Origin of the sequence: Methylomonas sp. ZR1 (assembly GCF_013141865.1) — a bacterium.
Classification (GTDB): domain Bacteria; phylum Pseudomonadota; class Gammaproteobacteria; order Methylococcales; family Methylomonadaceae; genus Methylomonas.
Genome location: NZ_RCST01000001.1, coordinates 2,257,891 through 2,281,391 on the forward strand (window position 1 = coordinate 2,257,891; position 23,501 = coordinate 2,281,391).

The 23,501-nt window shown below is 41.8% G+C and carries 25 protein-coding genes; all 25 read right to left on the bottom strand.

Annotation, left to right across the window (positions count from 1 at the left end):
* Positions 1-48: 48 nt before the first annotated feature.
* The 25 genes from rffA to rfbA all read right to left on the bottom strand — a co-directional run bounded on the left by rffA (position 49) and on the right by rfbA (position 23,500).
* Positions 49-1,200 (bottom strand): dTDP-4-amino-4,6-dideoxygalactose transaminase, encoded by a 1,152-nt coding sequence (gene rffA / locus DDY07_RS10220; RefSeq protein ID WP_253734455.1) that lies wholly within the window; start codon positions 1,198-1,200, stop codon positions 49-51.
* A gap of 3 nt (positions 1,201-1,203) precedes the next feature.
* The gene (locus tag DDY07_RS10225) at positions 1,204-2,073 is read right to left on the bottom strand and encodes a trans-aconitate 2-methyltransferase (protein WP_171695813.1); all 870 of its coding nucleotides are present in this window, start codon (positions 2,071-2,073) and stop codon (positions 1,204-1,206) included.
* The gene (locus tag DDY07_RS10230) at positions 2,070-2,504 is read right to left on the bottom strand and encodes a GtrA family protein (protein ID WP_216614737.1); all 435 of its coding nucleotides are present in this window, start codon (positions 2,502-2,504) and stop codon (positions 2,070-2,072) included. The genes DDY07_RS10225 and DDY07_RS10230 overlap by 4 nt, the downstream gene beginning before the upstream one ends.
* On the bottom strand, positions 2,497-3,417 hold the full coding sequence (locus DDY07_RS10235) for a hypothetical protein (protein ID WP_171695814.1): 921 nt from the start codon (positions 3,415-3,417) through the stop codon (positions 2,497-2,499). The genes DDY07_RS10230 and DDY07_RS10235 overlap by 8 nt, the downstream gene beginning before the upstream one ends.
* Complete coding sequence (locus DDY07_RS10240; protein ID WP_033155229.1) at positions 3,414-4,079, bottom strand: acetyltransferase; 666 nt, start codon at positions 4,077-4,079, stop codon at positions 3,414-3,416. The genes DDY07_RS10235 and DDY07_RS10240 overlap by 4 nt, the downstream gene beginning before the upstream one ends.
* Before the next feature lie 2 nt (positions 4,080-4,081).
* A complete protein-coding gene (locus tag DDY07_RS10245; protein ID WP_171695815.1) occupies positions 4,082-4,711 on the bottom strand; it encodes a methyltransferase domain-containing protein in 630 nt (209 codons plus the stop codon).
* Positions 4,712-4,806: 95 nt separating this feature from the next.
* Complete coding sequence (locus DDY07_RS10250) at positions 4,807-5,799, bottom strand: class I SAM-dependent methyltransferase (protein WP_171695816.1); 993 nt, start codon at positions 5,797-5,799, stop codon at positions 4,807-4,809.
* 30 nt (positions 5,800-5,829) lie between these two features.
* Complete coding sequence (locus tag DDY07_RS10255; RefSeq protein ID WP_171695817.1) at positions 5,830-6,660, bottom strand: phytanoyl-CoA dioxygenase family protein; 831 nt, start codon at positions 6,658-6,660, stop codon at positions 5,830-5,832.
* Complete coding sequence (locus DDY07_RS10260) at positions 6,657-7,601, bottom strand: glycosyltransferase family 2 protein (protein ID WP_101055381.1); 945 nt, start codon at positions 7,599-7,601, stop codon at positions 6,657-6,659. Before DDY07_RS10260 ends, DDY07_RS10255 begins: the two co-directional genes overlap by 4 nt.
* Positions 7,598-8,293, bottom strand: a complete 696-nt coding sequence (locus tag DDY07_RS10265) for a WbqC family protein (protein WP_033155233.1) — start codon at positions 8,291-8,293, stop codon at positions 7,598-7,600. Before DDY07_RS10265 ends, DDY07_RS10260 begins: the two co-directional genes overlap by 4 nt.
* Positions 8,294-8,422: 129 nt before the next feature.
* Positions 8,423-10,042, bottom strand: a complete 1,620-nt coding sequence (locus DDY07_RS10270) for a hypothetical protein (RefSeq protein ID WP_171695818.1) — start codon at positions 10,040-10,042, stop codon at positions 8,423-8,425.
* Between the two features lie 42 nt (positions 10,043-10,084).
* Positions 10,085-10,738, bottom strand: a complete 654-nt coding sequence (locus DDY07_RS10275) for a hypothetical protein (RefSeq protein ID WP_171695819.1) — start codon at positions 10,736-10,738, stop codon at positions 10,085-10,087.
* A complete protein-coding gene (locus DDY07_RS10280; protein ID WP_171695820.1) occupies positions 10,735-12,006 on the bottom strand; it encodes a hypothetical protein in 1,272 nt (423 codons plus the stop codon). Before DDY07_RS10280 ends, DDY07_RS10275 begins: the two co-directional genes overlap by 4 nt.
* 30 nt (positions 12,007-12,036) lie before the next feature.
* A complete protein-coding gene (locus DDY07_RS10285) occupies positions 12,037-12,462 on the bottom strand; it encodes a GtrA family protein (protein ID WP_084153194.1) in 426 nt (141 codons plus the stop codon).
* Positions 12,446-13,387 carry a glycosyltransferase family 2 protein gene (locus DDY07_RS10290; protein ID WP_033155237.1) on the bottom strand — a complete coding sequence of 314 codons (942 nt, stop codon included), beginning with the start codon at positions 13,385-13,387 and terminating at the stop codon, positions 12,446-12,448. The genes DDY07_RS10285 and DDY07_RS10290 overlap by 17 nt, the downstream gene beginning before the upstream one ends.
* 11 nt (positions 13,388-13,398) lie before the next feature.
* Entirely contained in the window at positions 13,399-15,180 is a 1,782-nt protein-coding gene (locus DDY07_RS10295) for a thiamine pyrophosphate-binding protein (RefSeq protein ID WP_171695821.1), read from the bottom strand.
* 15 nt (positions 15,181-15,195) lie between these two features.
* On the bottom strand, positions 15,196-16,509 hold the full coding sequence (gene rfbH / locus DDY07_RS10300; protein ID WP_033155238.1) for a lipopolysaccharide biosynthesis protein RfbH: 1,314 nt from the start codon (positions 16,507-16,509) through the stop codon (positions 15,196-15,198).
* Between the two features lie 25 nt (positions 16,510-16,534).
* A complete protein-coding gene (gene rfbG, locus DDY07_RS10305) occupies positions 16,535-17,647 on the bottom strand; it encodes a CDP-glucose 4,6-dehydratase (RefSeq protein WP_240618127.1) in 1,113 nt (370 codons plus the stop codon).
* The gene (gene rfbF, locus DDY07_RS10310) at positions 17,611-18,378 is read right to left on the bottom strand and encodes a glucose-1-phosphate cytidylyltransferase (RefSeq protein WP_033155240.1); all 768 of its coding nucleotides are present in this window, start codon (positions 18,376-18,378) and stop codon (positions 17,611-17,613) included. Before rfbF ends, rfbG begins: the two co-directional genes overlap by 37 nt.
* Before the next feature lie 32 nt (positions 18,379-18,410).
* The gene (locus DDY07_RS10315) at positions 18,411-19,412 is read right to left on the bottom strand and encodes an NAD(P)-dependent oxidoreductase (protein WP_171695822.1); all 1,002 of its coding nucleotides are present in this window, start codon (positions 19,410-19,412) and stop codon (positions 18,411-18,413) included.
* The gene (locus tag DDY07_RS10320) at positions 19,412-20,488 is read right to left on the bottom strand and encodes a 3-dehydroquinate synthase family protein (RefSeq protein ID WP_033155242.1); all 1,077 of its coding nucleotides are present in this window, start codon (positions 20,486-20,488) and stop codon (positions 19,412-19,414) included. Before DDY07_RS10320 ends, DDY07_RS10315 begins: the two co-directional genes overlap by 1 nt.
* Positions 20,472-21,164 (bottom strand): SDR family oxidoreductase, encoded by a 693-nt coding sequence (locus tag DDY07_RS10325; RefSeq protein ID WP_033155243.1) that lies wholly within the window; start codon positions 21,162-21,164, stop codon positions 20,472-20,474. Before DDY07_RS10325 ends, DDY07_RS10320 begins: the two co-directional genes overlap by 17 nt.
* A gap of 13 nt (positions 21,165-21,177) precedes the next feature.
* Positions 21,178-21,981, bottom strand: coding sequence for an aldolase/citrate lyase family protein (locus DDY07_RS10330; protein ID WP_033155744.1), 804 nt, complete (start codon positions 21,979-21,981; stop codon positions 21,178-21,180).
* 95 nt (positions 21,982-22,076) lie between these two features.
* Positions 22,077-22,616, bottom strand: a complete 540-nt coding sequence (gene rfbC / locus DDY07_RS10335) for a dTDP-4-dehydrorhamnose 3,5-epimerase (protein WP_033155244.1) — start codon at positions 22,614-22,616, stop codon at positions 22,077-22,079.
* Positions 22,616-23,500: a glucose-1-phosphate thymidylyltransferase RfbA gene (gene rfbA, locus DDY07_RS10340; protein ID WP_033155245.1), complete on the bottom strand. Its 885-nt coding sequence runs from the start codon at positions 23,498-23,500 to the stop codon at positions 22,616-22,618. The genes rfbC and rfbA overlap by 1 nt, the downstream gene beginning before the upstream one ends.
* Position 23,501 lies beyond the last annotated feature (1 nt).

Below are 23,501 nucleotides of genomic sequence, written 5' to 3' on the forward strand. Positions count from 1 at the left end.
TGCCTCATCAATTAATTTTCAATGAAGTAAACACATAGCAGGCAAAATCTACCCCTTGCTCGTAACATATTCCAGCACATCCACAACTCGTCTTTGCTGCTCCGAAGTAAGTCCAACCCAAAGCGGCAAACGTATCAATTTTTCTGAGCGCGAATTGGTAACATCAAGTTCGCCGTGAACTCTTCCATATCGTTCCCCAGCCGGCGAAGAATGCAACGGAACATAGTGAAACACTGACGTGATGTCATTACGTTTGAACTCATTCAATACTTGTTGCCGATCAATATCAGAAGCCAATAGCACGTAGTACATATGGGCATTATGTTGACAACTATCAGGGACAATAGGTCGGCGTAGAACACCTTTCGATTCGAGAGGCTCCAATATCTCATGGTAACGCTGCCAGCTTACCAGCCGCTCATGTGTTATGCGCTCAGAATCTTCAAGCTGAGCCCAGAGAAAAGCAGCGATCAATTCACCAGGCAAAAATGATGAGCCAACTTCTTGCCAGGTATATTTATCAACTTCACCACGGAAAAAACGACTGCGATCAGTACCCTTTTCTCGAACAATTTCGGCACGCAATGCTAGGTCAGGATCGTTCACTAATATAGCTCCACCCTCTCCAGATATAACATTCTTGGTTTCATGAAAGCTATATGTCCCAAGATCACCGATGCTTCCTAACATGCTCCCTTTATAACTAGCCATGACACCTTGCGCGGCATCCTCTACAACCTTAAGATCATGGCGCTTAGAAATAGCCATAATTGTGTCCATTTCGCACCCAACCCCAGCGTAATGAACTGGTACAATCGCCTTCGTTCGCGGCGTAATAGCTGATTCGATCAATCGCTCGTCCAGATTCAAGGTATCCTCTCGGATATCCACAAAAACTGGCACGCCACCACGTAACACAAAGGCATTGGCCGTTGAAACAAAGGTATAAGACGGCATAATGATCTCGTCACCAGGCTGAATATCCAATAGTAATGCAGCCATCTCCAGCGCAGCCGTGCATGAGTGAGTTAATAAAGCTTTACTACAATGGGTACGCTCCTCTATCCAGCCATGACATCTCTTGGTAAAAGGCCCATCACCAGCCAAGCTTCCATTGAAATGAGCTTCGGCTATATAGTACAACTCCTTGCCTGTCATATAAGGCCAATTAAAAGGAATAGTATTTTTCATATTTTTCATACTTTAAATCTTCGTAGCAACTATAAGTCGGGATCCACCTAAGGGATAATTCATTCCAAACTTTATCCCTGCAAGCTCAATCCTTAACAAGCTAGCGAATAATATATTCAACCAAGGATCAATTTTAAGCTCAGATGTGGGATCAAATTTCTCGTCCATATTCTTTTTAAAAAACCTAGAAAATATCATCGCAGGCAAAATCAAAGACACAAAAGACGTACTTCTGACGATTCTAAACCCCGCCATCTCTACCTTTTTATAAATCTCTATAGCAGAATAACGACGTTCATGAAGTGCATATTCGTCAGCAACGCTCCATAACCACGCATGCTGAGGCACAGTGAGCAATAGCACTCCTTTGGACTTCAATGCCTTACGAATCTGACTAAGAACAAGCTCATCTTCTTTGATGTGTTCGAGTACATCGAAAGCTCCAATAGCATCAAATTCATCCATAAAGGGAATTTGCCGAGCATCCATTTGCATGAGATTAGCTGAAGGAACTCGCTTCGCAGCAAATCCTAGCCCTTCGACGAAAATTTCGCTTCCATTAACTGCCACATCTGGAAAAGAATTTTGAATTGCGCTCAACACAAAACCAGTACCACAACCTATTTCAAGAAAATCTCTTAAGCTTGGAGAGTATTTTTTCAACGCCCACAAAATTATTTTATTTCTCGATTGGAACCAGAAATTAGATGATTCAAGACAAGCTAACTCCGAAAAATAACTTGCCTTAAAGCCTCCGCCACCACGAGCATAATCAGGCGCGTAAGAATCAAAACCGTCTATATTGCAGGGGCTAAATCCACAACTTAAACAGTTAGAGTTTTTAGTATCATATTGCGAGTTACAAGCTAAGCAATGTCTCATACCTTACCCGCATTAACACTTCCAGAAGCCGTAAAAACGAAAAACTTGAATGTAAAAAAAAGGAACAAAGCCACGATAAAAATCGCCGCCGCTTGAACTAACTCATGTGGGTATCCAAGCTTATCAACCATTACGATAAGTATCCCAAGGTTAATAAAATATCCTACGCAATGTACAATTGCGTAACGGACTCCGGCTCCAAGCAAACTTCCCGAGTGCGCGAATGTCAGTTTACGGTTGCCAATAAAGCCAATAACAGCCCCAACAGCATATAGACAAGTCATGGTTATCTTAGGAGCCCCTCCAAAATAAGTAACCAGTAAATAAACCATATAACCCACCGAGTTACTGAAAACTCCAACAACTCCGTAGCGAAATAATTGTTTTACTGAACTTCGACTTCTCTTTTGTGGCAAAGACATATTACCCATAAGTTAAAACAGCCAATCCAAACCCTGTCTTGCCAAAGCCATTGCCGTTATAGAGCATATATCGATGGCCTTTGTGCTCAAAAACAAATGGATACTCAATCATTTCAGAATCCCATCCATAAATAGAAACATCAATGCCCGCGTCTGCCAAGGATAACTCCCACTGCTTTCCATCATTACTAAAAGAATATCCAATTCGGTATTTACCTCCAATATCGCTTCGATAGGAGAACCACATCTTAAATCCGTTTTCTAAATCACCTATAACTGTGGGCCTAGAAAAGGCTTGCGCTCTTCCAATTTCGTAAGGTATTGCTAACCCTTTACGATTCCATTTGTGTCCGTCATGAGAAGAAGCGTATTTGATCGGAGCTAACATTTCTCCATTGCCAATATCCCAAGTTGTAACTGAGCTATACCACATGCTATAACCGTCCTCATCCTTTTGGACCCAAGGATAAGAAAGACTTATGGGATCAACATCATCAGATCCCATTAGAGGAATATCAGAATCTAGCTCTAAACTCCAATCCGGCTTTAAAATCAATCTACCAATATCGCCCCGCCAATGCCCCTGTTTAGGCGTCTGCCAACCCATAAAAAGCATATAGGTTATCCCATTAACCTCATAGCAATTACCGATGCTAACGCCGTCAGCATAAAAACAACCCTCAGGTCCATGTACAAAAAAGGGTTCACTATGCTCACAAACAAGTTCGCGTGTTAGGATATCGATATCAACTGCACCAACCGAAGAGCGATTATTCGCATCTCTGCCGCTAAAAAAAATACGGTATACATCATCTTTCAGTAACACGGGCAGAGGATTTGAAGCATGGGTCATGAGTTTGGGATGAAGCCCGTTGCTAGGGGTACTGTAGAGCAGTCCTAGCTTTTGCCATTTGCTATTCATATTCCCCTTAATCTGGTACTTGGAATTTTTGATCGATCTGTTGCCATTCCCATGTAAACACCTTCGGGTTCAGCATTCACGAGCAACAATGCTCCAGCTCCAATAACGCATTTTTCGCCAATTTTAATGTGATCTCTGATTGTCGCGTTAACACCAACGAAACATTGCTCCCCAATTTCGACCCCTCCAGAAATAACGACATGAGAGGCGATGAAACAATGATCTTTAATAGTAGAGTGATGACCGATGTGATTGCCGCTCCAAAGTGTTACGTTATTACCAATCGTAACGTAAGGCTGAATTGTGTTATCTTCAAAAATAAAACAGTTATCGCCAATTCGCCCCTCGTTTAAAATTGTAGCCCTGCTACTAACATAACTTGCTAACTGGTATCCTTTTGCTTTGGCCGACGAATACTTTTCCTTACGAACTGCATTTAGTTTCGAGTAACTAAGTGCGATAAAACATTCATACTCTTCTGGGCTATACTGCAGAATAATATCTTCAAATGCCACGACTGGAAGACCGCAAAAAAATGAGTCCGTTATATATGCCCTGTCAACTGTAAAAGCCACGACTTCATAATCTGAGTCATTACTGAAATAAAAATAGGCAAGCTGTGCTATTTCACCGCAACCGAAAATTACAAGCCGATTCTTCATAATTATTTCCTTACCAATATCGTGAACTCATACAGCCCATAATCATGCAGCAAAGCCACATTTCGCGAATAGCGGCGCTTACACAAATCAAACAAGGCACACGGGTCCGCATAATAGAGGTAATCGCGCATCTTATCTGCGTCCGAATAAGCGGTAAGACAATTAAAGGCAAATCCTCGACTGGCATATTGGGACATAGCATCCAAAGTCGTATGAATATAATCAATCCAAGTATCGTCTGAATACTCAAGCTTGACGTTAAAAACGCCGCTTGCCAAACAATAATCTGTGACTTCTAGTATTTGACTTCCAACATTAAACCTAACATTTGACTGATCGCAATGCTCTATCCTCGCAGCATCGATCATTTCAGCGGAGACATCGTATCCGAGGTACTCAAATTTTTCGAAACGAGCTGCCAAATAGTCCGCCAATGCGGCATAACCACAACCATAATCGGTTATAGAAAACTCATCGCAGGCACCCGCGTCAAGCAATTTACATAATTGACTGAACCGCAAAACTTGGCTAGCCTCTCCATTCCAGTCCACACCCTTAGGACTTACCCCATGCTCGACGATCTTTCTACCGTAGTAATTCCCTATGTCTTTAATTAGTTTTTCAGCAGTCATGATATCGGGCAATCTAAACTATTAAACAAATGTATGAATCAAAAATAACCGCATCGTTGCGAGCAGTAGTCACGCCGTAGCTATTAAACATTATGTTATATGTTAGACAGCTTATCATTAATAATTTCTTCCATTAAATCGTGAATTGATATACCTCTTTTTTTTGCTTCACTTATTAATCTGTTTTTTGACAATTCAGTAACACCTTCAAGCATTCCAAAATACCTGGTCCTCGCCGTACCTCCACGCAATCCTTTATGAATAACATCTATATTCATTTTTGGAAACCCAATATACGGAGAAAAAGAAATAAGATAAAAGCAATTTCCTAAAACATAGGTTATCTCAATATTATCTGCATTGTATGGAAGCGCGTCCAAAGGAGCATTAGAGGCCCACAATCTATTATTATTAATTGCTATTTCTGCATACGGAGTACCTCTTAAATGTGATGCAATCCCTTCATCACCAAACAGCACTTTACCGCCAATCTTGCATACACGCTCCATCTCAGAAATAGCCTTCCCAATATCTCCAAATAAATTAATACCACCAAAATGATAAACCGCATCAAAATACCTAGATGCATAAGGAAGAGATTTGGCATTTGAAACAGAAAAACATAAATTATTAAATTTATTTATGTCACTGCTTTTTTTAACCATTGCCAAACTAAAATCCTGAGCATGTAATTCACCTTCTTCGCCAATAATATTCATAATCAGCGGAATATCCTCACCCAGGCCACACCCAGTAACTAAAACCTTCATACCTTTAGCAAGGTTTAAACGATTTATAGTTTTAACTCTGAAAAAGGACTCTTGCTCATCAAATGTTTCGAAAAGCCAGTTTAAAAAATTACGATAAATTTCGGTAGATCCCTCTGAATTATACATTTTCAGATTAATATCATCAGTTTCTGTTAAAGAATACGGCTCAATAAAATCGATAACCAACGGGTTGGAGTTTACAAATTTATACAATACACCGTTACTATTAACTAATCCGTTGCAGCCATCAAGCTTAAGCTCACTTTGTACAACAGGATCAGAAAATGCCTTATATAAGGAAATATTTTTGTTAACCATTTAGTTTTTCCTAAAATAGCGAGCCAATAATCAGTAATATTTATTTTTACGCATTGCGAAATATTGCCCAACGGAACTCGCTTCCATGTAATCATATCCAAGAATTTCTTTTGCCTCTTGAGATAATGTATTATCATTTATATTGTTTGGTATACTAATCTGTTGTTTAAAAAACGGGACATTATAGAGATGATTAACCGCGCGACGCTCATAATTTGTTTTATTAAACCCACCGGAATGAAACAGCATACAATCGAGCACAATAAATGAACCAGCTTTTGCCTCTACTTGTATAGCATTACGTTGAATATAACTTAACGAAGGAAATGGTTCTGATAAATGCGATGCAGGAAGTACAAATGTTGCCCCATTTTCAAATGTAAAATCGTCAACACAGAATAAGGCATTGATAGCGAGAGGTTTTGTAGACACAAAGTGCTGATAAGGCAAATCCCGATGCCAAGCTCCTTGATTATAAGTCTCTAGCGGAGGATTGATAACTCCATTTTGCTGATTAAGCACAAACTTTCCTGAAATCAAGCGCCGTAGCACTAACAGAAGATTTTCATTCAAAGCAAGACCAATAAAAACGTCAACTCCTCCATTATGAGTTAAAGGCGACCGAATAGTGTGATATTCATTTATATCTCTAAGCAATTGTTCTCCGTACATCGAAATATATCTCTTTCGAATACGATTAAATTCATCCGAAATGTCCTTCAGCTCAGATAACGAATAGCCCCCGTCAACAACTGCATAACCAACTCTTGTAACTTGCTCAACAACCTCATCAATCACTGACTCCACTTGACACTGCTGCCAAACTCCATATGAACCACTAGGTATACTATTAACTGTCATTTTGCACCTCGCGATTGTTGAACATGTCTATAAACATGCCGAATTATCGTATATGGCCGTTGTTTGACCTCGGAAAATACCTTTGATATGTAAATACCTTGCACACCAATAAAAAAAATAATCAATCCAGAAAACAACCATATTGATGCAATAATTGAAGTGTATCCACTAGGCGGCGAAGCGATGAAAAAAAACCTGAAAGAAAGATAGGCAATGTAGATCAATGCGGAAATCGATATAACGAATCCTGAGTAGAATGTGAATACTAATGGAAGACTACTAAAAGATGTTACCGCGTTGACGAAATGACTAAATCTTCGAGAGATAGAGTATGTCGAGGGGCTACTTGAGTGTTTTTTGACAATTGATTGACATTGTTTAAACCCAGTGATAATCCAAAGTCCGCCAATATTAATTTCCCGTTCCTGATGTAACAGCAAGGCTTCAACGTACCTTCGTGACATTAGCCGGGCAGTGACGATATTATTTGGCTGAGCTATTCCAGTAAAAACTCGAAATAAACCATAAAACAAAACACCAGTGATTCTTTCAAAAAAACCTCCTTTGCGTTTGGATTGAATGCCGTATACAACATCGCATGCCTCCGATTCCATTTGCCTTATGAAAGGTAGCAACCATTCTGGTTCTTCCTCAAGATCGCTATCAATCAAAAACACTCGCTCACCTTGCGCTATCGATAAACCGGTCATCATCGCTTTGTGATGGCCGAAATTACGCGACAGATCGACAACAATCACATGGGGGTCTCGCTCACTAAGCTTTACAGCAAGATCGAGACTGTTATCCGGAGAACCGTCGTTAACTAGTATTATTTCGTATTCACCACCTGTTAATTCAATCGCGGCAGCGGTTGCCCTAGCATGGAACTCATTAATATATAGTGCCGATTGATAAAGAGTGGCAACAATTGAAAGCTTCATGGGCTAACATACCTCATATAACTACGCGAATCTTTACCGCAATTGAACAAAAGATCCAGTATGGTAACACCATGCGTGAAATCACCCCAAAGTTGCGGGTACTCAGGATATCCAGCATAATCGAACCAAGTAAGCTTGATACCTATTTCTCCAAATACGTGTTCGTCAATATAGCCTTTAGCGGATGGACCTGAAATATATTCTGAACCACCAGCTTGAACACAAAGATTTGCAAGGCGTTCTGTTTTACCATCAATAAGATGGTAATCCCATGAATTAGATATTACAGTTTGTATACCTAAATATTTACAAACAACCTCAATAAACCTCCGGTTCAACTGGGAGATATATATGAAAGATTCGCCTTTATAGATAGGTTCAATAAGTGAGGCGATCTCATCAAAATAAGGAGTTCGACGATAGTTCTGCTCAAGTGCTTTCCAATGCATTCCCGACCAGTCATTGCCATCAATTTGGGTTTCTCGAATCTTCTGAAGATACTTACCTTTCACTTGCACGGGAATTGTTAACCATTGAAGACCTTGAGGCGTCTTAATTTGATTGCGATTCCGCCAATCTCGACGAGTATATTGCATATCGTCATATAGAATAAACTCATCTACTGCAGCAATAATGTCAAAATAGCCTTTCCAAGGGATATAATTTGATTGAAGGATGGCTACCTTTTTCATATTAACAAAATTCCTTATAAGCCAGATAAGCCTGCATGTTATAAATCAAACTATTTTAAATACTTATGAGCACAAGATATAAAACACGAAATAAACACCTACAAAACTAAGTTACCAAATAATTTATTTTTATAGATAGCTATAGTTTGCACAACACAACCCGTTATTTTTATGTTCATATACTAGCCCTGCGTGCTCAACATAACTACACCTAGCAATAACCCCTCTAGGCTTAGCAACATCAAGCACTCTTTTAGTGCCCAAGCCAGTCAACTGCCCCTGCAAGTCGAGATAGGTAATTGGAAATAGTATAGAAAAACGCTTCATGCTTTCATAGGTTAAATCGTCGACAATAATTCTGCCCTTATCCATATTCAGTTTACATGCACTAGCCAACTCCAAAATATCATGATTAACTGCGCCGAGACTATTCAACGCAATTGATGGACCCACAAAGCCTTCCTTTAAATATTTGTTGAATAATACAAAATTCACAAGTAGGGATGAAGCAACTACACAAATACAGACTAACGCATATATATTTATAAGATGCTTAAAGTATCCAGACCTAAAACCAGCAAGAGATAGACAAACAACAACAACAATTACATAATTTAGAAAAAAAGTCCTATAAAAATTATGAGCCGCGTCATAAACATACAAAAAAACAATCGGAGAAACAATCAAACACAGAAGCAAATATCTTATATCAAAATATTTTTTACAGGTGTATTTCGCCTTAAAATAACAAAATAACCCATTAATCACCTTAAAAACGCTAAAAAATAAAACTCCAAAAAATATAACAAGATTAAAAAACAGAATAATCCGTATAAACCAATTTAAAAACCTTAGTTTAATAAAATAAACTATAGACTCAGGTTCGACGGAGGGCAAGTAACCAATCGCATATTCATTATTATAAAGAAACGACTGAGAATAACCGACAAAGTTATTATTAACCCAGCTAAAGAATCCCTGCAATACAACTGCATGTATATCAACTGTCATAGAAGACAAATAACTCTGTATACCAGGGTAATTGTCGCATGACATGCCCCGACTAAACCCAATAATAGCTGCAATTGACATACCGAACAAATATGCAACAGATAATATCGTGGGAATAATTTTATACGTAAATGATCGACATAGTAATATTGCAAGAACTATAGACAGCGGAACAAATAACACCCCTTGAATATGCACATAAACCGACAATGATGCACTAGCCAGCAAACCAACCAATACAAAAATACCGATATAAAGCTTACGAACTTCAGAATTATCCCAATAAACAAATGAGAGTAAGCAGAAAAGCAAATTAAGCAAATGAATAAATTCAGGACGAGCCATCGTTAGCCCGGAGCCAGCAACCCCAATAAATCCTGTTGAAATAATTAGTACCGCAAGTGGATTTACACCATTGACAGCCTTCTTAGCCACATATAATGCTATCGTCAAAGTAACCAGTAATGGAAAAATACGAAACTGCACGGGATTTACCAAAAGCATAGTTTTAGACAATAACCACGCTGGTAATGCAAGCAGCATCGGGACTTTCAGCCCCCAAGACGAGCAAAGTGCAAACAACCCGTGAGAAACGCCCTTATCCTGAATAAACCTTCCTGCATAGAATTGCAATGCTACTTCATCAGGATAATAAGGCATGTCACGCCAAACAATTAAAGACAGAATACACAAACCACTGACAGCGATTGCCAAATAGTTTTTTTGAGAAATCACCATGATTTGAATAGATTATCCGACTATAAAATACAACCTATAGACTCACGACCTATGATATTCAACAATTAGCAAACTTGAAAACATCCACATAAATAACGCCACCAAATATACCGTTATATAATCGATAGATACAATATCAAATGACTTTGACGCGGGAGCCACGATTTCTGTTGGCCTCATGCTCAAAATAATCAATTTTAGCTGGGAAATTGTTTCAACGACCTGACTATTGCATTCTTTCTTGTCTAAAATTTTCTCCCAATAAAGTATTTCACTTTTGACACTATTGAGTTCTTTGTTTAATTTTTGCTGATGATGATCGACAATTTTCTGAGCTAAAGCAGAAACTAAGCGTTCAGCATCGTCAACAGAATCCCAATGGACTAGTATCTTTATTGCTTTATTATTATCGATAGGATGCGTCCTAATTCTCTTTGAAAGGCCCGTAGGAGATACGTTATTAGCAGTCGCCACCGAAATTAAGGTTTCTGAGTTACGTAAATATTCGATGGATTCCGCCGCGCCAGCAATGGGCGTATTGTTATCAAATTGACCTAATTTAATTATAACTTGCGCCTCATATTTAACAGGCATTACTTCCAGTAAAATAAAGGCCATCAAAACCCACAATAGGAGATTTAAACCTATATATCTTTTATTTTGTATCAGCGCATCAACTAGGCTTTTAAATGTCATGAAAATTTCCTTAAAGATACTAAAACCGGGTAACTCATGATTATCAACATGAAAAGCAGACAAAATGGACGAATATATGCACCAAATGTCAATCCGGTTGATACATCCACGTAATACTGCGAAAGAAAACTAAATTGATTGAACTCAATTATCGGACCAACCACAAAATCCAGAGGAATCAACAGCACAAACATGATTATCCTTCTATATTTATTAGCATAACTTCCAATTAAAATTGCACTTAAATATGGCAGTAACATAATAACTGCATACCCACCAGGGGAATCAGTAGCGACCATCATAGAAAGCAAAACAACTACGCTTAATTGCTCCCAAGTAAAAAAATGAGCTTTTCGCGCCGATAAAAATAGAATAGACGCCGCAACAAAAAGAACAAACCACCTTAAAAAGTGTGCAGTCAAATAGAGGATTACCGGAATCCTGTCCTGATAGTAAAAGACAGCTTTCGACCATGAACTAAGCGAAGTTGTGTACCAAACTTTCTGAAAAAAATCCGAATTAACAGCGCCGGAAAAAGAAAACATATTTTCGAAAATTTGCCTATAGTTTCCATCTTCCAAGACAATCATACTTATTTGATTAATCAATAATGATGCAAAAAAACTTATCAGAAAGTATGTATATTCTCTTTTAAAAAACGGCACGAACCAGAGCACTATTAAATACTGCTTAATATTTATAGCCAACGCAAGAAATACTGCGCCTTTCCAATTGGCGCCAAAAGCCTGAGAAAAAGCCAACAACATAAAAGCAACTATAATATAGTTGCCTCTTTCTAACGCATAAAGCCCGGGAAATTGCATCAGCAACGCAAGAAATATAACAATCTCAACCGAAATATATTTTATACCCACCTGTTTTACGATTAATTTTGTACATACAAAAATTCCACAAAAATAAAACAAAAATAGCCAAGCGATAGAATACGGCGTGCAATCTCGTAACTCTGCCGGTAAAACAACGGAGGCACAATAATCCGGCACTAACATTTGCGCCAATGCAAATACGCTTATCGGATAAATTGATTGCCATATGTCATAACGCCCATCATTTAGACTCCAATAATTTGTATTATAGAAGTCCATAAATGTATCTAAAGGCGCAAAGAAAAATGGCGGCATTGCATAACCGCTGGATTCAAAATACTTGACAAAAAAGATCAGAAAAACCAACTCTGAAAAGATTATCCAGACAAACCACCAATGAATATTTTTATTTTTTACACAAACACTATCAGCTGAAGTCATTCAATATGCCATCCATACTAGATAGTAAATTTAAGATAACTTACTTTGCGCACCATTCTTTTTAAAAGAAAATCGGCGATGCAAGATATAACTGCTTATCACAGTAATAGATACTATAATTGCTTGGGCAATCAATGTATGTAGATTAAGTCTCTCGACCAAAAGAGGTAATGCTATTAAATTAAAACCAAAAGCACCAAGGTAAACCATATTAAACCTAAAAAATTCTTTCAACCACCGCCCTTTCACGCGAAACACATAAATCCTATAACCCAAATATGCATTAATCACCGATACAAAATGACTTATGATTAAAAGCCACACATAATGTAAATCATGGTGTAGGAAAAACCAAATAACTGCAAAAAAACCATACCCAAAAGCGGTATTGTACAAACCTACAAATAAATAACGAATTTTTTCGTTACCCCAAAAACGTTTAGTTATTGAACCCAACTTGCTTTCTCACGATAAAATTAGGTCGATTCTTCACTTCCTCGTATATCAAACCAATATATTCTGCAACAATACCCAACATAGTAAATAATATTCCGAACATCAAAAACATAACGGTCATAATGGTCCCATATCCAGCAAACGGCACACCCCAGAATATTGCTTTTACTATTGTCCATACTAATAGGATAAAAGACGCCGCAGATATGGTTATTCCCAATATAGTAATAAGCTTTAAAGGCACATAAGAATGGGCCAATATGCCTTTTAACGCCAGTTCAATAACCTTGAAAGTGTGAGCTCCCGATACGCCGGCAAAGCGTTCAGCTCGCTCATGCTCAATACCTATGGATTTGTAGCCAACCCAGGCAAATAGTCCACGAATAAAACGGTTACGTTCGTGTATGGAATTGATAGTTTCGTATACTTTTCTATCGATCAGCCTGAAGTCGCTAACATTTCTAGGAACCATGCCGTTGGTCAAACCGTTGGCCACCCAATAAAACAATTGCGAGTTAAAACGGCGAATTAAGCCCGTGCCATTACGTTTAGTAACAATACCGTAAACGTTTTCATATCCCTCTTCCCATTTTTTGATGAACTGAGTTATTAAATGTGGTGGATCTTGCAAATCCGCAGTCATGATCACGGCAGCATCACCAGACGCATAATTCAGTCCAGCGGTAATGCCGCCATCCATTCTAAAATTACGCGCCAGTTGCACAATTTTAAACCGCGGGTCTTTCTCATGTACCGCGCAGAGCTTTTCGTAGGTATTATCTTGAGAACCGTTCTCGACGATAATGGCTTCAAAATCGTAAGCGCTATTTTCCGCAAATACTGCTGTTAATTGTTTAGCCAATTCATCAACATTGTCCTGCTCGTTATAGGCAGGAATTACCACTGAGATTAGTTTTCTATTCATACTGGATATGTTTATTGCAAATATTGCGCTACTACGGCATATAGATTCTCATCCAAGTCCGGAGTCATTTGGTGCAAGGGATTTGATTGCATCGAACCTGTTTCCGTTACCCTACTGGTAATTTTGGGAAAATAAGTTTGTTCCGGATCTATCGGCACAACAAATCCAGCCGGCTCATCGCTTGCAAATAGGCGTTGGAATTCAGGGTCCTGCTCGAAGCTAGCATCGAGTTTGATACAAGGCAGATTAAAGGCTTTAAATAAGGTTAGCCAATCCGGTAAACCCAATCCCGAAGACTGGTCGCAACCAATATAGGCACCATTAAAATAATTTCTTTGCGTCATGCGAATGGATGCATAGCCATTATCGTTAAAAATGAAAATTTTCAGATTTAACTTATTAACAGCAACCGTGCCCAACTCCTGTAAATTTTGGGCAAATCCGCCATCGCCTTCGACTAGAACTGTCCTGAGCTGCGGATAGGCGAAAGCCGCGCCTATTGCTCCGCTCAAACCGTAACCCATGGACGCCAAGCCCTTGTTGGTAACGATGTGTTGGCCGCGCTGTTGGGCGAAGGTTTGCATCATCACGGTAAAGGCGCCACCGCTACTGCAAGGAATGACATTATCCGTGTCTCGGCAGTGTACCGACAAACGGCTGACAAAATCGTACGGCGATAAATAATGCTCTGCCGTGTTATTAATCGGCTCGATCAACGGCAATTCGGCTTTCACTTTTTGGCAATAAGCCACCCATTCGGCATGATCGCCAAGATTGGCTGCCGCTAAAGCTTGTAATACTTGATTGGCATCGCCTTGCAAACCGCAATCGACGCGGGGATGGCCTTTGTTAAGCTCGGTAGGGTCGCATTCCACTTGCACTACTCTGCCGTTAGGTACGAACTCCTGCCAGTTAAACCCGGTTTGTTGCAGACCCAAACGGGTTCCCAGTGCGATCAGCAAATCGGCTTGTTGCATCAACAAGTTGCTGTAACGTTGCCCCCAGGTATTCGGGCGGCCAAAATACAAGGGATGATCCGCTGCCACCCTATCCGCACCATTCCATGTGGTTGCCAAAGGAATACCCATGGGCTCCAAAGCATCGTATATCTTTTCTACCGTCTGTCTGGCAACACCGGCTCCAATCAATAAAAACGGCCGTTTTGCCGTGCGAACATCGTCGATTAGACGTTGGATTTCGGCTGAATGTATAGGTGGGATAGATTGCTTTGCGGCTGGAGCAAATTCGCATAGCGGATCGTTTACATCAACTGGCGCACCTTGAATATCCAACGGAATTTCAAGAAACACCGGACCTTTGCGGCCTGTAACCCCGGCGTCGATAATCCGATTAAATGCCTCACAGGAAATCAAGCTATCCATCAGCACTGATTTTGAGGTGATCGGCTTGACGATATCGACACCATCAATCTCTTGAATGCCGCGCTGGCGTACTTGTTGCCGGCAAAGATCGGCCGTCTTGACTTGCCCACCTATCACCAATAATTCCCGGCTCTCCAAATAGGCACCCGCCACTGCGGTGACAATATTGGTTAAGCCGGGACCGGCGGTTACCAGAGCAAAGGCTTTGCCATCGGTGCTTATTTCGTTGAAATATTCTGCTGCTATGCCGGCTGCCACCTCATGCACCACGCTAACGCATTTGAAATGACGATTTACGCTGGCGAGAATGTGCATGATATTGCCGCCCGCCACGTAAAAGCAGTGGGTATATCCTTTTTCTTTTAACCAATCGGCCAATAGATCGCTATATTTTATGGTCTTGTTTTGCATTGCTTGTTTGCCAACTTATTGACGGATACCAAAAAAGATTTCTATTTTCTCGGCAACAAATTCCAACATCTCGGTGGTTAAGGCCGGATAAATACCAATCCAGAAGGTTTGCCGCATAATTCTATCGGTCACATCCAGCGAGCCGGATATTCGGTATTGTCTGCCTTTCATATAGGGCTGACGGGTCAAGTTTCCGGCAAACAGCAAGCGGGAGCCGATTTTGTATTTATCCAGATATTTCAACAATTCCACACGCTCGTGACCTGAGTCTTCCTTCAGCGTGATAGGAAACCCAAACCATGAGGGATCCGATCCCGGTGTCGCTTCCGGCAGAATTAAATATTGCTCGCAAGTAGCCAAGCGTTGCTTCAGGAATTTAAAATTACGTTTTCTGATTTCAATCAATTCCGGCGCACGCTCTAACTGCGCTAAGCCACAGGCCGCCTGCATATCGGTAATTTTTAAGTTATAACCCAAGTGCGAATAGGTGTATTTGTGGTCGTAGCCAGCCGGCAAATCGCCTAACTGCCAACCGAAGCGCTTTTTACAGGTATTATCAACACCGGGGGCGCAGTAACAATCCCTTCCCCAATCCCGAAACGACTCGATGATAGTTTTCAGACGGCGACTGCTGGTAAATACCGCGCCACCCTCGCCCATCGTGATGTGGTGAGCCGGATAAAAACTGAGCGTACCAATATCGCCGAAGGTACCAACATTACGGCCCTTGTAGGTTGTGCCTAAGGCATCACAGCAATCTTCTATCAACCAGAGATTGTATTTTTTTGCGATTTCGACGACTTTATCCAGGTCAAACGGATTGCCCAGCGTGTGGGCAATCATAATTGCTTTGGTTTTAGGCGTGATGGCCGCCTCGATTTTACTGGGATCGATGTTGTAGGTAGGAATTTCCACATCGACAAATACCGGAACAAGGTCGTAAAGCAGAATGGGATTAACCGTTGTGGGAAAACCGGCCGCTACGGAAATGACTTCATCGCCTTTCTGTAAGGCACGATCACCCAGTTTTTCGGATGTCAAACAGGCAAAAGCCAGCAGATTCGCAGAGGAACCGGAATTGACCGTCAACGCGCTGCTAACCCCGATAAACTCTGCCAATTGCTTTTCAAACTGGTCGTTAAATCGTCCGGTAGTCAACCAACCGTCCAGCGAGGCTTCGACCATATAACTAAGTTCTTTAGCGCCGAGAATTTTACCCGAAGGCGGCACTACGGACTGTTCCGGAACGAAAGCTTTTTCGGCATAACGTTCGGCGGCGTATTGTTCAACCAAATCCAAAATCTGCGCTTTTAATGTATTTTCTGTCACTGTCTTATCTTTGTGTTCAATAAAATTAATGTTGATCAGCCGTCAAAAACTGCTCTAACTGCTCCGCGCAGACTTGCCGCATATCCTTGCCTTGTTGATAGGCCAGGTTCCAGTCGACAATCATCGCCAACGCTTGGGCCAGAGTCCAACGCGGTACCCAACCCAGAAGGGTCTTGGCTTTGGAGCAATCAAGCTTCAAATAGTGCGCTTCATGCGGCTGCTCACTACCATCGATTTGCCAACTTGCGCCATTGCCCCATAAATCTGCCAGTTTTTCCAATATCCACGATACGGGTTGCGCATCTGCTTCGCCAGGCCCGAAATTCCAGCCCTCCGCATATCGGCCACCTTGTTTATACAGTTGTTCTGCCAGCAGGACATAGCCGGTCACCGGCTCCAGTACATGCTGCCAGGGCCTGATGGCCGTAGGGTTACGAATCGTCACTGCCTCCCCAGCCATGAACGCCCTCATAATATCGGGGATTAAACGATCTTGAGCCCAATCCCCGCCGCCGATCACATTACCGGCACGCACCGACGCCACCGCCACACCGTGCTCAGCGTAGCGTTCGCTGGGAAAAAAGGAATTACGATAGCTGGCAGTCACCAACTCTGAGCAGCCTTTGCTGTTGCTGTAAGGATCGAAGCCGCCCATCGGCTCGTTTTCACGGTAGCCCCACAACCATTCCTTGTTTTCGTAGCATTTGTCGCTGGTGACTATCACGACTGATTTTACCGACGCAGTGTGCCTGACCGCCTCCAGTAAATTAACCGTACCCATCACATTGGTGGCATAGGTTTCCACCGGCTGTTGATAGGAATAACGAACAAGCGGTTGCGCGGCCAAATGAAACACAATCTCAGGTTGAAAACTTTGCATTTCCGCCATCACGCTGGCTAAATCGCGAATATCGCCTTCAACGTGCTGCAGTACCGAAGCCACATCAGCCACTTGGAATAAACTGGGCGCAGTAGGCGCCGGTAACGCATACCCTTTGATCTCCGCACCTAACCGGTGCAGATATAACGCCAACCAACCGCCTTTAAATCCGGTGTGCCCGGTTATAAAAACCCTTTTGCCTCGCCAAAAATCGCTATGCTCTACCATATTTTCCACGGTGCTTTTTGCTGTTGCCAAAGCTGTTCCAAATGCTGTTTATCTCTTAATGTGTCCATGGGTTGCCAGAAGCCTTTGTGGAAATAAGCGTGCAGCTGATTGCTGTTCGCCAGGCGCTCCATCGGTTCTTTTTCCCATAGCGTTTCGTCGCTATCGATTAAATCGAACACTGCCGGTGACAACACAAAAAAACCGCCGTTGATCCAGGCACCGTCGCCCTGCGGTTTCTCCTGAAAACTTTTGATGCGGCTACCCACCAATTCCAAGGCACCAAACCGGCCGGGCGGTTGCACGGCGGTCACTGTTGCGGCGTCATTGTGAGAATGATGAAAATCGATCAACGCATGAATGTCGACATCGCCGACCCCATCTCCGTAAGTAAAACAGAATGTTTCATCGCCGACATAATCGCGAACTCTTTTTAAGCGACCGCCCGTCATGGTTAACTCACCGGTGTCAACCAAGGTCACCTTCCATGGCTCCGCATATTTTTGATGCACCTGCATCTCGTTATGCTCCATATCGAAGGTCACATCCGACATATGTAAAAAGTAATTCGCAAAATACTCCTTAATAATATAGCCTTTATAACCCAAACATATTATAAATTCGTTAATTCCATAATGAGAATATAACTTCATTATATGCCATAAAATAGGCCTGCCGCCTATTTCAATCATCGGCTTAGGCTTCACCGAGGTTTCTTCATTAATACGAGTGCCCAATCCACCCGCAAGAATAACCAACTTCATTAATATTTCCTCTTGGTTATAGACATAATCATCTACCCACTACATGTATTCAAATTACGAATATACTCGGCAGTTTCTAAAATCTGTCGATCCAGACCTGTTACGGGAAATTCGAACCCCTTTATAATGTCTTTAATAGGCTGCTCGTTTCCCAAATAGCTATCGGGTTCCCCATTTATCATATTCGGACGTTCAACTGTTAAGTCAGCAGCATTAAGGAGCTTGCATACTTTTTCAGCTAACTCACCCACTTCCACCGTTTCATCACCCACGGTGTCGAAACAGACGATGTTTTCGAAACGTTCCGAAAACATCAGGCGAATACAGATCAGCAGTAAATCCAGTATGTAAATATAAGACCGAAACACGGGCTTATTTGCCCGAATTAACACATTTTCTCGGGCTACGACATTCGCAATAATCGAGGACAAGGCATAAGCATTTAGCTTATTGATATATGGCCCGCTTAGATTAAATATTCTCGGGATAAGAAGTTTTATATCAGCTTTACGGCATATCTCTTGAAAGCGCAACTCATCTTCATATTTTAATCTACCGTACAGATTTGCAGATTCATCTCTATTACTATCGTTTAAATAATCGTAGACTGCTCCGGACGACGACAATAGCACAGCTTTTACCTGTGATTGTTCCAATACCTGTGTCACCAAGCCCTGAATAACTTTATTCAACCGAATATATTCATCGTCTGAATATCCGCCAACCTTATCCTTGGTTAAAAACGCAAAGTGAAACAAATAGAGAGTATGTTGCGTATGCCGATGGGTGATTTCCGCCAAAGGTCTAACAGATACCGTACGGCCATCAGCCAATACTATCTGCTGTTCGCGCGATCCATAGCCTGATACCCGCTGGTTAAATTCATCGCCGTACAAAGCGGAAAACAATTCCAGAGTTGCCCGGCCTAACCAGCCGCAGGCACCGGTCACAGCAATATGGCTTTGTTTACTAAATAGGTGATCTAATATAAATGAATAATCAGCGCCAAACGCTTTTTCGAAATCAAAAGCCATTATTTGTAGCTCTGACTAATGACTGAGCTAATCGCAGACTTCAAATTGATTATATTTGCCTCGGTTTTATCGATAAATAACCGTTCTAACGCTCCGGAACCATTCACACTGATAATAATAAAATGACTGGTGGAATGCTTTTTATCGGATATAAAACACTCAAAGACTTTTTCCACATCAATTCGCTGGATAATTTCCTTCAGCATCGGAATTTCATCCAATAAGCCAATGACATAATCTTTCAACTGTTGAGTATCCGCCGGAATGTGCTCCAGGCCACCGCTCACTTGGGCATAGTTAATAGCAATCAGCATGCCTAACCCAACCGCTATGCCATGGCTCACTTCAAAATTGGAAGCACCTTCCAAAGCATGCCCGAAGGTATGACCAAAATTCAGTAATAAACGCTCGGCCTTATCAAATTCATCAATTTCGATAAACCATTTTTTTGCTTTTAAACTTAATTCAATGACGTCCGCATACCCTTCTACATTCATATCCATTTGCGGATTTAACCGCATATACTCAGAAAAACACGAACTTCCTTTGGCATAGCAAATCTTCACGGCCTCGCACAATCCGGCGATTTTCTGTTCTGAGTTGAGGGTTTTTACTAAATTCGGATCAATTATAATGGTTTCCGGGGGATGGAAGTTTCCAACCAGATTTTTATAACGTCCAACATTGATAGATGATTTACCCCCAATACAAGAATCCACCATACCCAATAGAGTGGTGGGAATATAATCCCATTTGATACCGCGCATATAAATCGATGCACAAAAGGTGGCTATATCCTGCAGGCTACCGCCACCGACGGCCGTCAATTTAGCTTGCCTTGTTAAGGCTAAATCTCGCATTTTTACGATTATCTCGGGTACGGATGTCAAACTCTTGGTTTCTTCATTCGCCGGCACCGCAATAACCTTGGCATTCCCGGAAAAAGCCGTTTCAAAAAAGTTATCGCATAACACGGCGCTATTCTCATCTTGCCGTTGTACTTCGGCAAAAGCACCGTTTTCTATTACCACGCGATAATTTGCAATACTGGATTGAATATCAAACGATACGGACATGACTAAACCCTAAGTCTGCACTAATAAATTGACCTGTTATACCGGTATTTTCCGGAGAACACAGAAAATAAACCATATTGGTCACATCCTCCAATGTGGCTAGTCGGTTAAACTTCGTCGCATCGATTATCTTTTTCAGCTGTTCCGGCGCAAGATTTTGATGAGTCATTGGCGTATCCAATGCCCCCGGCAAAACCGCATTAATTAAATAGCCGTCACGGGCAAGATCGGTTGCAGCAGAAAGCACTAATCCATGCAACGCGGATTTAGTCATGCAATACGATAACTTGTCCTGTCTGGCGATATTTTGCCATATTGAACTAATCACGGCTAAACGCGCATTTTCGGCTAATATATTTTCATTTAATAAAATATTTAATGCTTTGACAATAAACAAGCAATTAGCTTTATATAGTTCAATATTTTTATCTGTATCAACATTATAAACACTATCGTTACAATTCATCCCTTGCGCCCAACACACGGCATTGAATTGGCCTGCTGCTTTAAGCGCGGATAAATTCAAATTGTCATCGAATGGGTCAAATAAAATATGCTCAGGAAGCGCGCTTTGCTTTCTGGACGCTATAACGACCTGCCATCCCTTGGTATCGAATAATTGGCAAACATGTGCACCTATTGTACCGGTACCGCCGAAGACCAGAATTTTTTGCATTGCTTCGACCGAATTAATTGCTGTCTCTTAATACGTTCCAACGTCCCTCAAGCATCGCTATTCGAGACAGATCTTCCTTGGCAATAATGTCGTAATAATCGCGTTTATTCTGTAACCAAAGTAACTCAAAATGCACAGCGTTTAACAAGCCCTTTTCAATATCCGGCTTGTCTAACGAATGACCGGAAAATATGACTTTTCTGGTTTCAAATCGGGTAAGGTGAACCTGATTAATTTCTTTTAATGCGGGTAATGCATCAATGGAAACACCGCCGCCCACTACAAAATCCAAACCTTTTTCTTTACACTCTTTGGCAGTGGCAATGCAACATTCCGTTACTTGCGGCTGATTAATGGCATCTCTCGAATAACCTCGTGACAAGGAAAAATCTACACGGCCAAACACCATGCCATCGACACCGTTATCTTGCCTGGCTTGATCGGCCAAGCTTTGCACGACTTGAAACGCTTGTTCGGTTTCAATATTGAATAAAAAATCAGTATCTTGCTGCTCGTCTTCCGTGAATACTTTGTTCTTCGCGTCTATATACTTAGACAGCGCGTAAGTGCTTTCAATCATCGGCGCGATGATATGATCCACACCAATTAACTTACTCTCTAATAAATCCCGCATTGCTTCGCAACCGCCAATCTTCAAACCCACTTTCAGGTCAGCTCTGCGCACTATCTCAATCAGCCTCAACAGCTCGTCCGTTCTAGTACCTTCCGCTTCAAACTCGGCTTTAATGCCTTCGTATCCATACTCCTGCTTTCCCTTCTTTAAAAGGTCGAGCATTGAGCGTTCTCTTTTATTCATATAACTTCCTCTTTTATTGAAATCAAACCAAGCGGCAGCGATAAACTGCATGCTGCAGTGCCAGCCCGGCGGATATAAACATGTTAAATGTTAGGCTAACAGGCATCCTTGAACGTTGCGCCCAGCAAATCCTTGCTCGAAAGTTGCGGCACGCCCTCAAATGGCCAGGCGATTTTCAAATCTGCATCATTCCAGGTAATGCAACGCTCATATTCGGGCGCATAATAATCAGTGGTTTTATATAAAAACTCGGCTGTTTCGGACAGCGTTAAAAAGCCATGCGCAAATCCCTCTGGTATCCACATTTGCTGTCGATTTTCCACAGAAAGTATCTCGCCGACCCACTTTCCGAATGTAGGGGAATTCTTACGAATATCCACCGCCACATCGAACACCTCTCCCTGGACCACCCTCACCAACTTGCCTTGCGCCTTAGGCGGCAATTGGTAATGTAATCCGCGCAATACTCCTTTTTGAGATTTGGAGTGGTTGTCTTGAACAAAATTGACACTTAATCCTGTCAGCTCCTGAAAAACTTTTTGGTTGAAGCTTTCAAAGAAAAAACCACGTTCGTCACCGAATACTTTTGGTGAAAATAAAACGACATCGGGTATAGCAAGTCTAGTTGCTTGCATTAAAACACCTGCTTATTCAATAGGCCCAGTAAATACTGGCCGTAGCCATTTTTCGCCAATGGTTTGGCCAATTTTTCGATTTGCTCATCGCCAACCCAGCCGCTACGCCAGGCGATTTCCTCCGGACAGGCGATTTTCAAACCCTGCCGGGTTTCGATGGTTTCGATGAAATTGCTGGCCTCGATCAAACTGGCATGAGTACCCGTATCCAACCAGGCATAGCCGCGACCCATGATTTCGACGCTAAGCTGATTTAGGTCCAGATACATTTTATTGACGTCGGTAATCTCCAACTCGCCGCGCGGCGACGGCTGTAAATTGGCGGCTATATCGACGACTTGATTGTCGTAAAAGTACAAACCGGTAACTGCATAATTACTTTTTGGCTGCGTCGGTTTTTCCTCTAGCGAAGTTGCCCTACCCTGAGCATCAAAGCTGACGACACCGTAGCGCTCCGGGTCATTGACATGATAGGCAAAAACCGTTGCCCCTGAGGATTGATCGGTCGCGCGTTCCAATTGAACGTGTAAATCGTGGCCGTAAAAAATGTTGTCACCCAATACCAATGCACTGGGTTGCGCGCCGACAAAATCCCTACCGATGATAAAAGCTTGCGCCAACCCGTCGGGACTGGGTTGTACGGCATATTGCAGATTAATCCCCCAATCGCTGCCGTCACCCAATAAATGCTGAAACAAAGGGGTGTCTTGCGGCGTGGAAATGATCAAAATATCGCGAATCCCCGCCAACATTAGCGTGCTGAGCGGGTAATAAATCATAGGCTTGTCGTAAATCGGCAGCAATTGTTTGGAAACCGCTTTGGTTACCGGATACAGCCGGGTGCCGGATCCTCCGGCCAGGATGATGCCTTTGCGCTGGTTCATA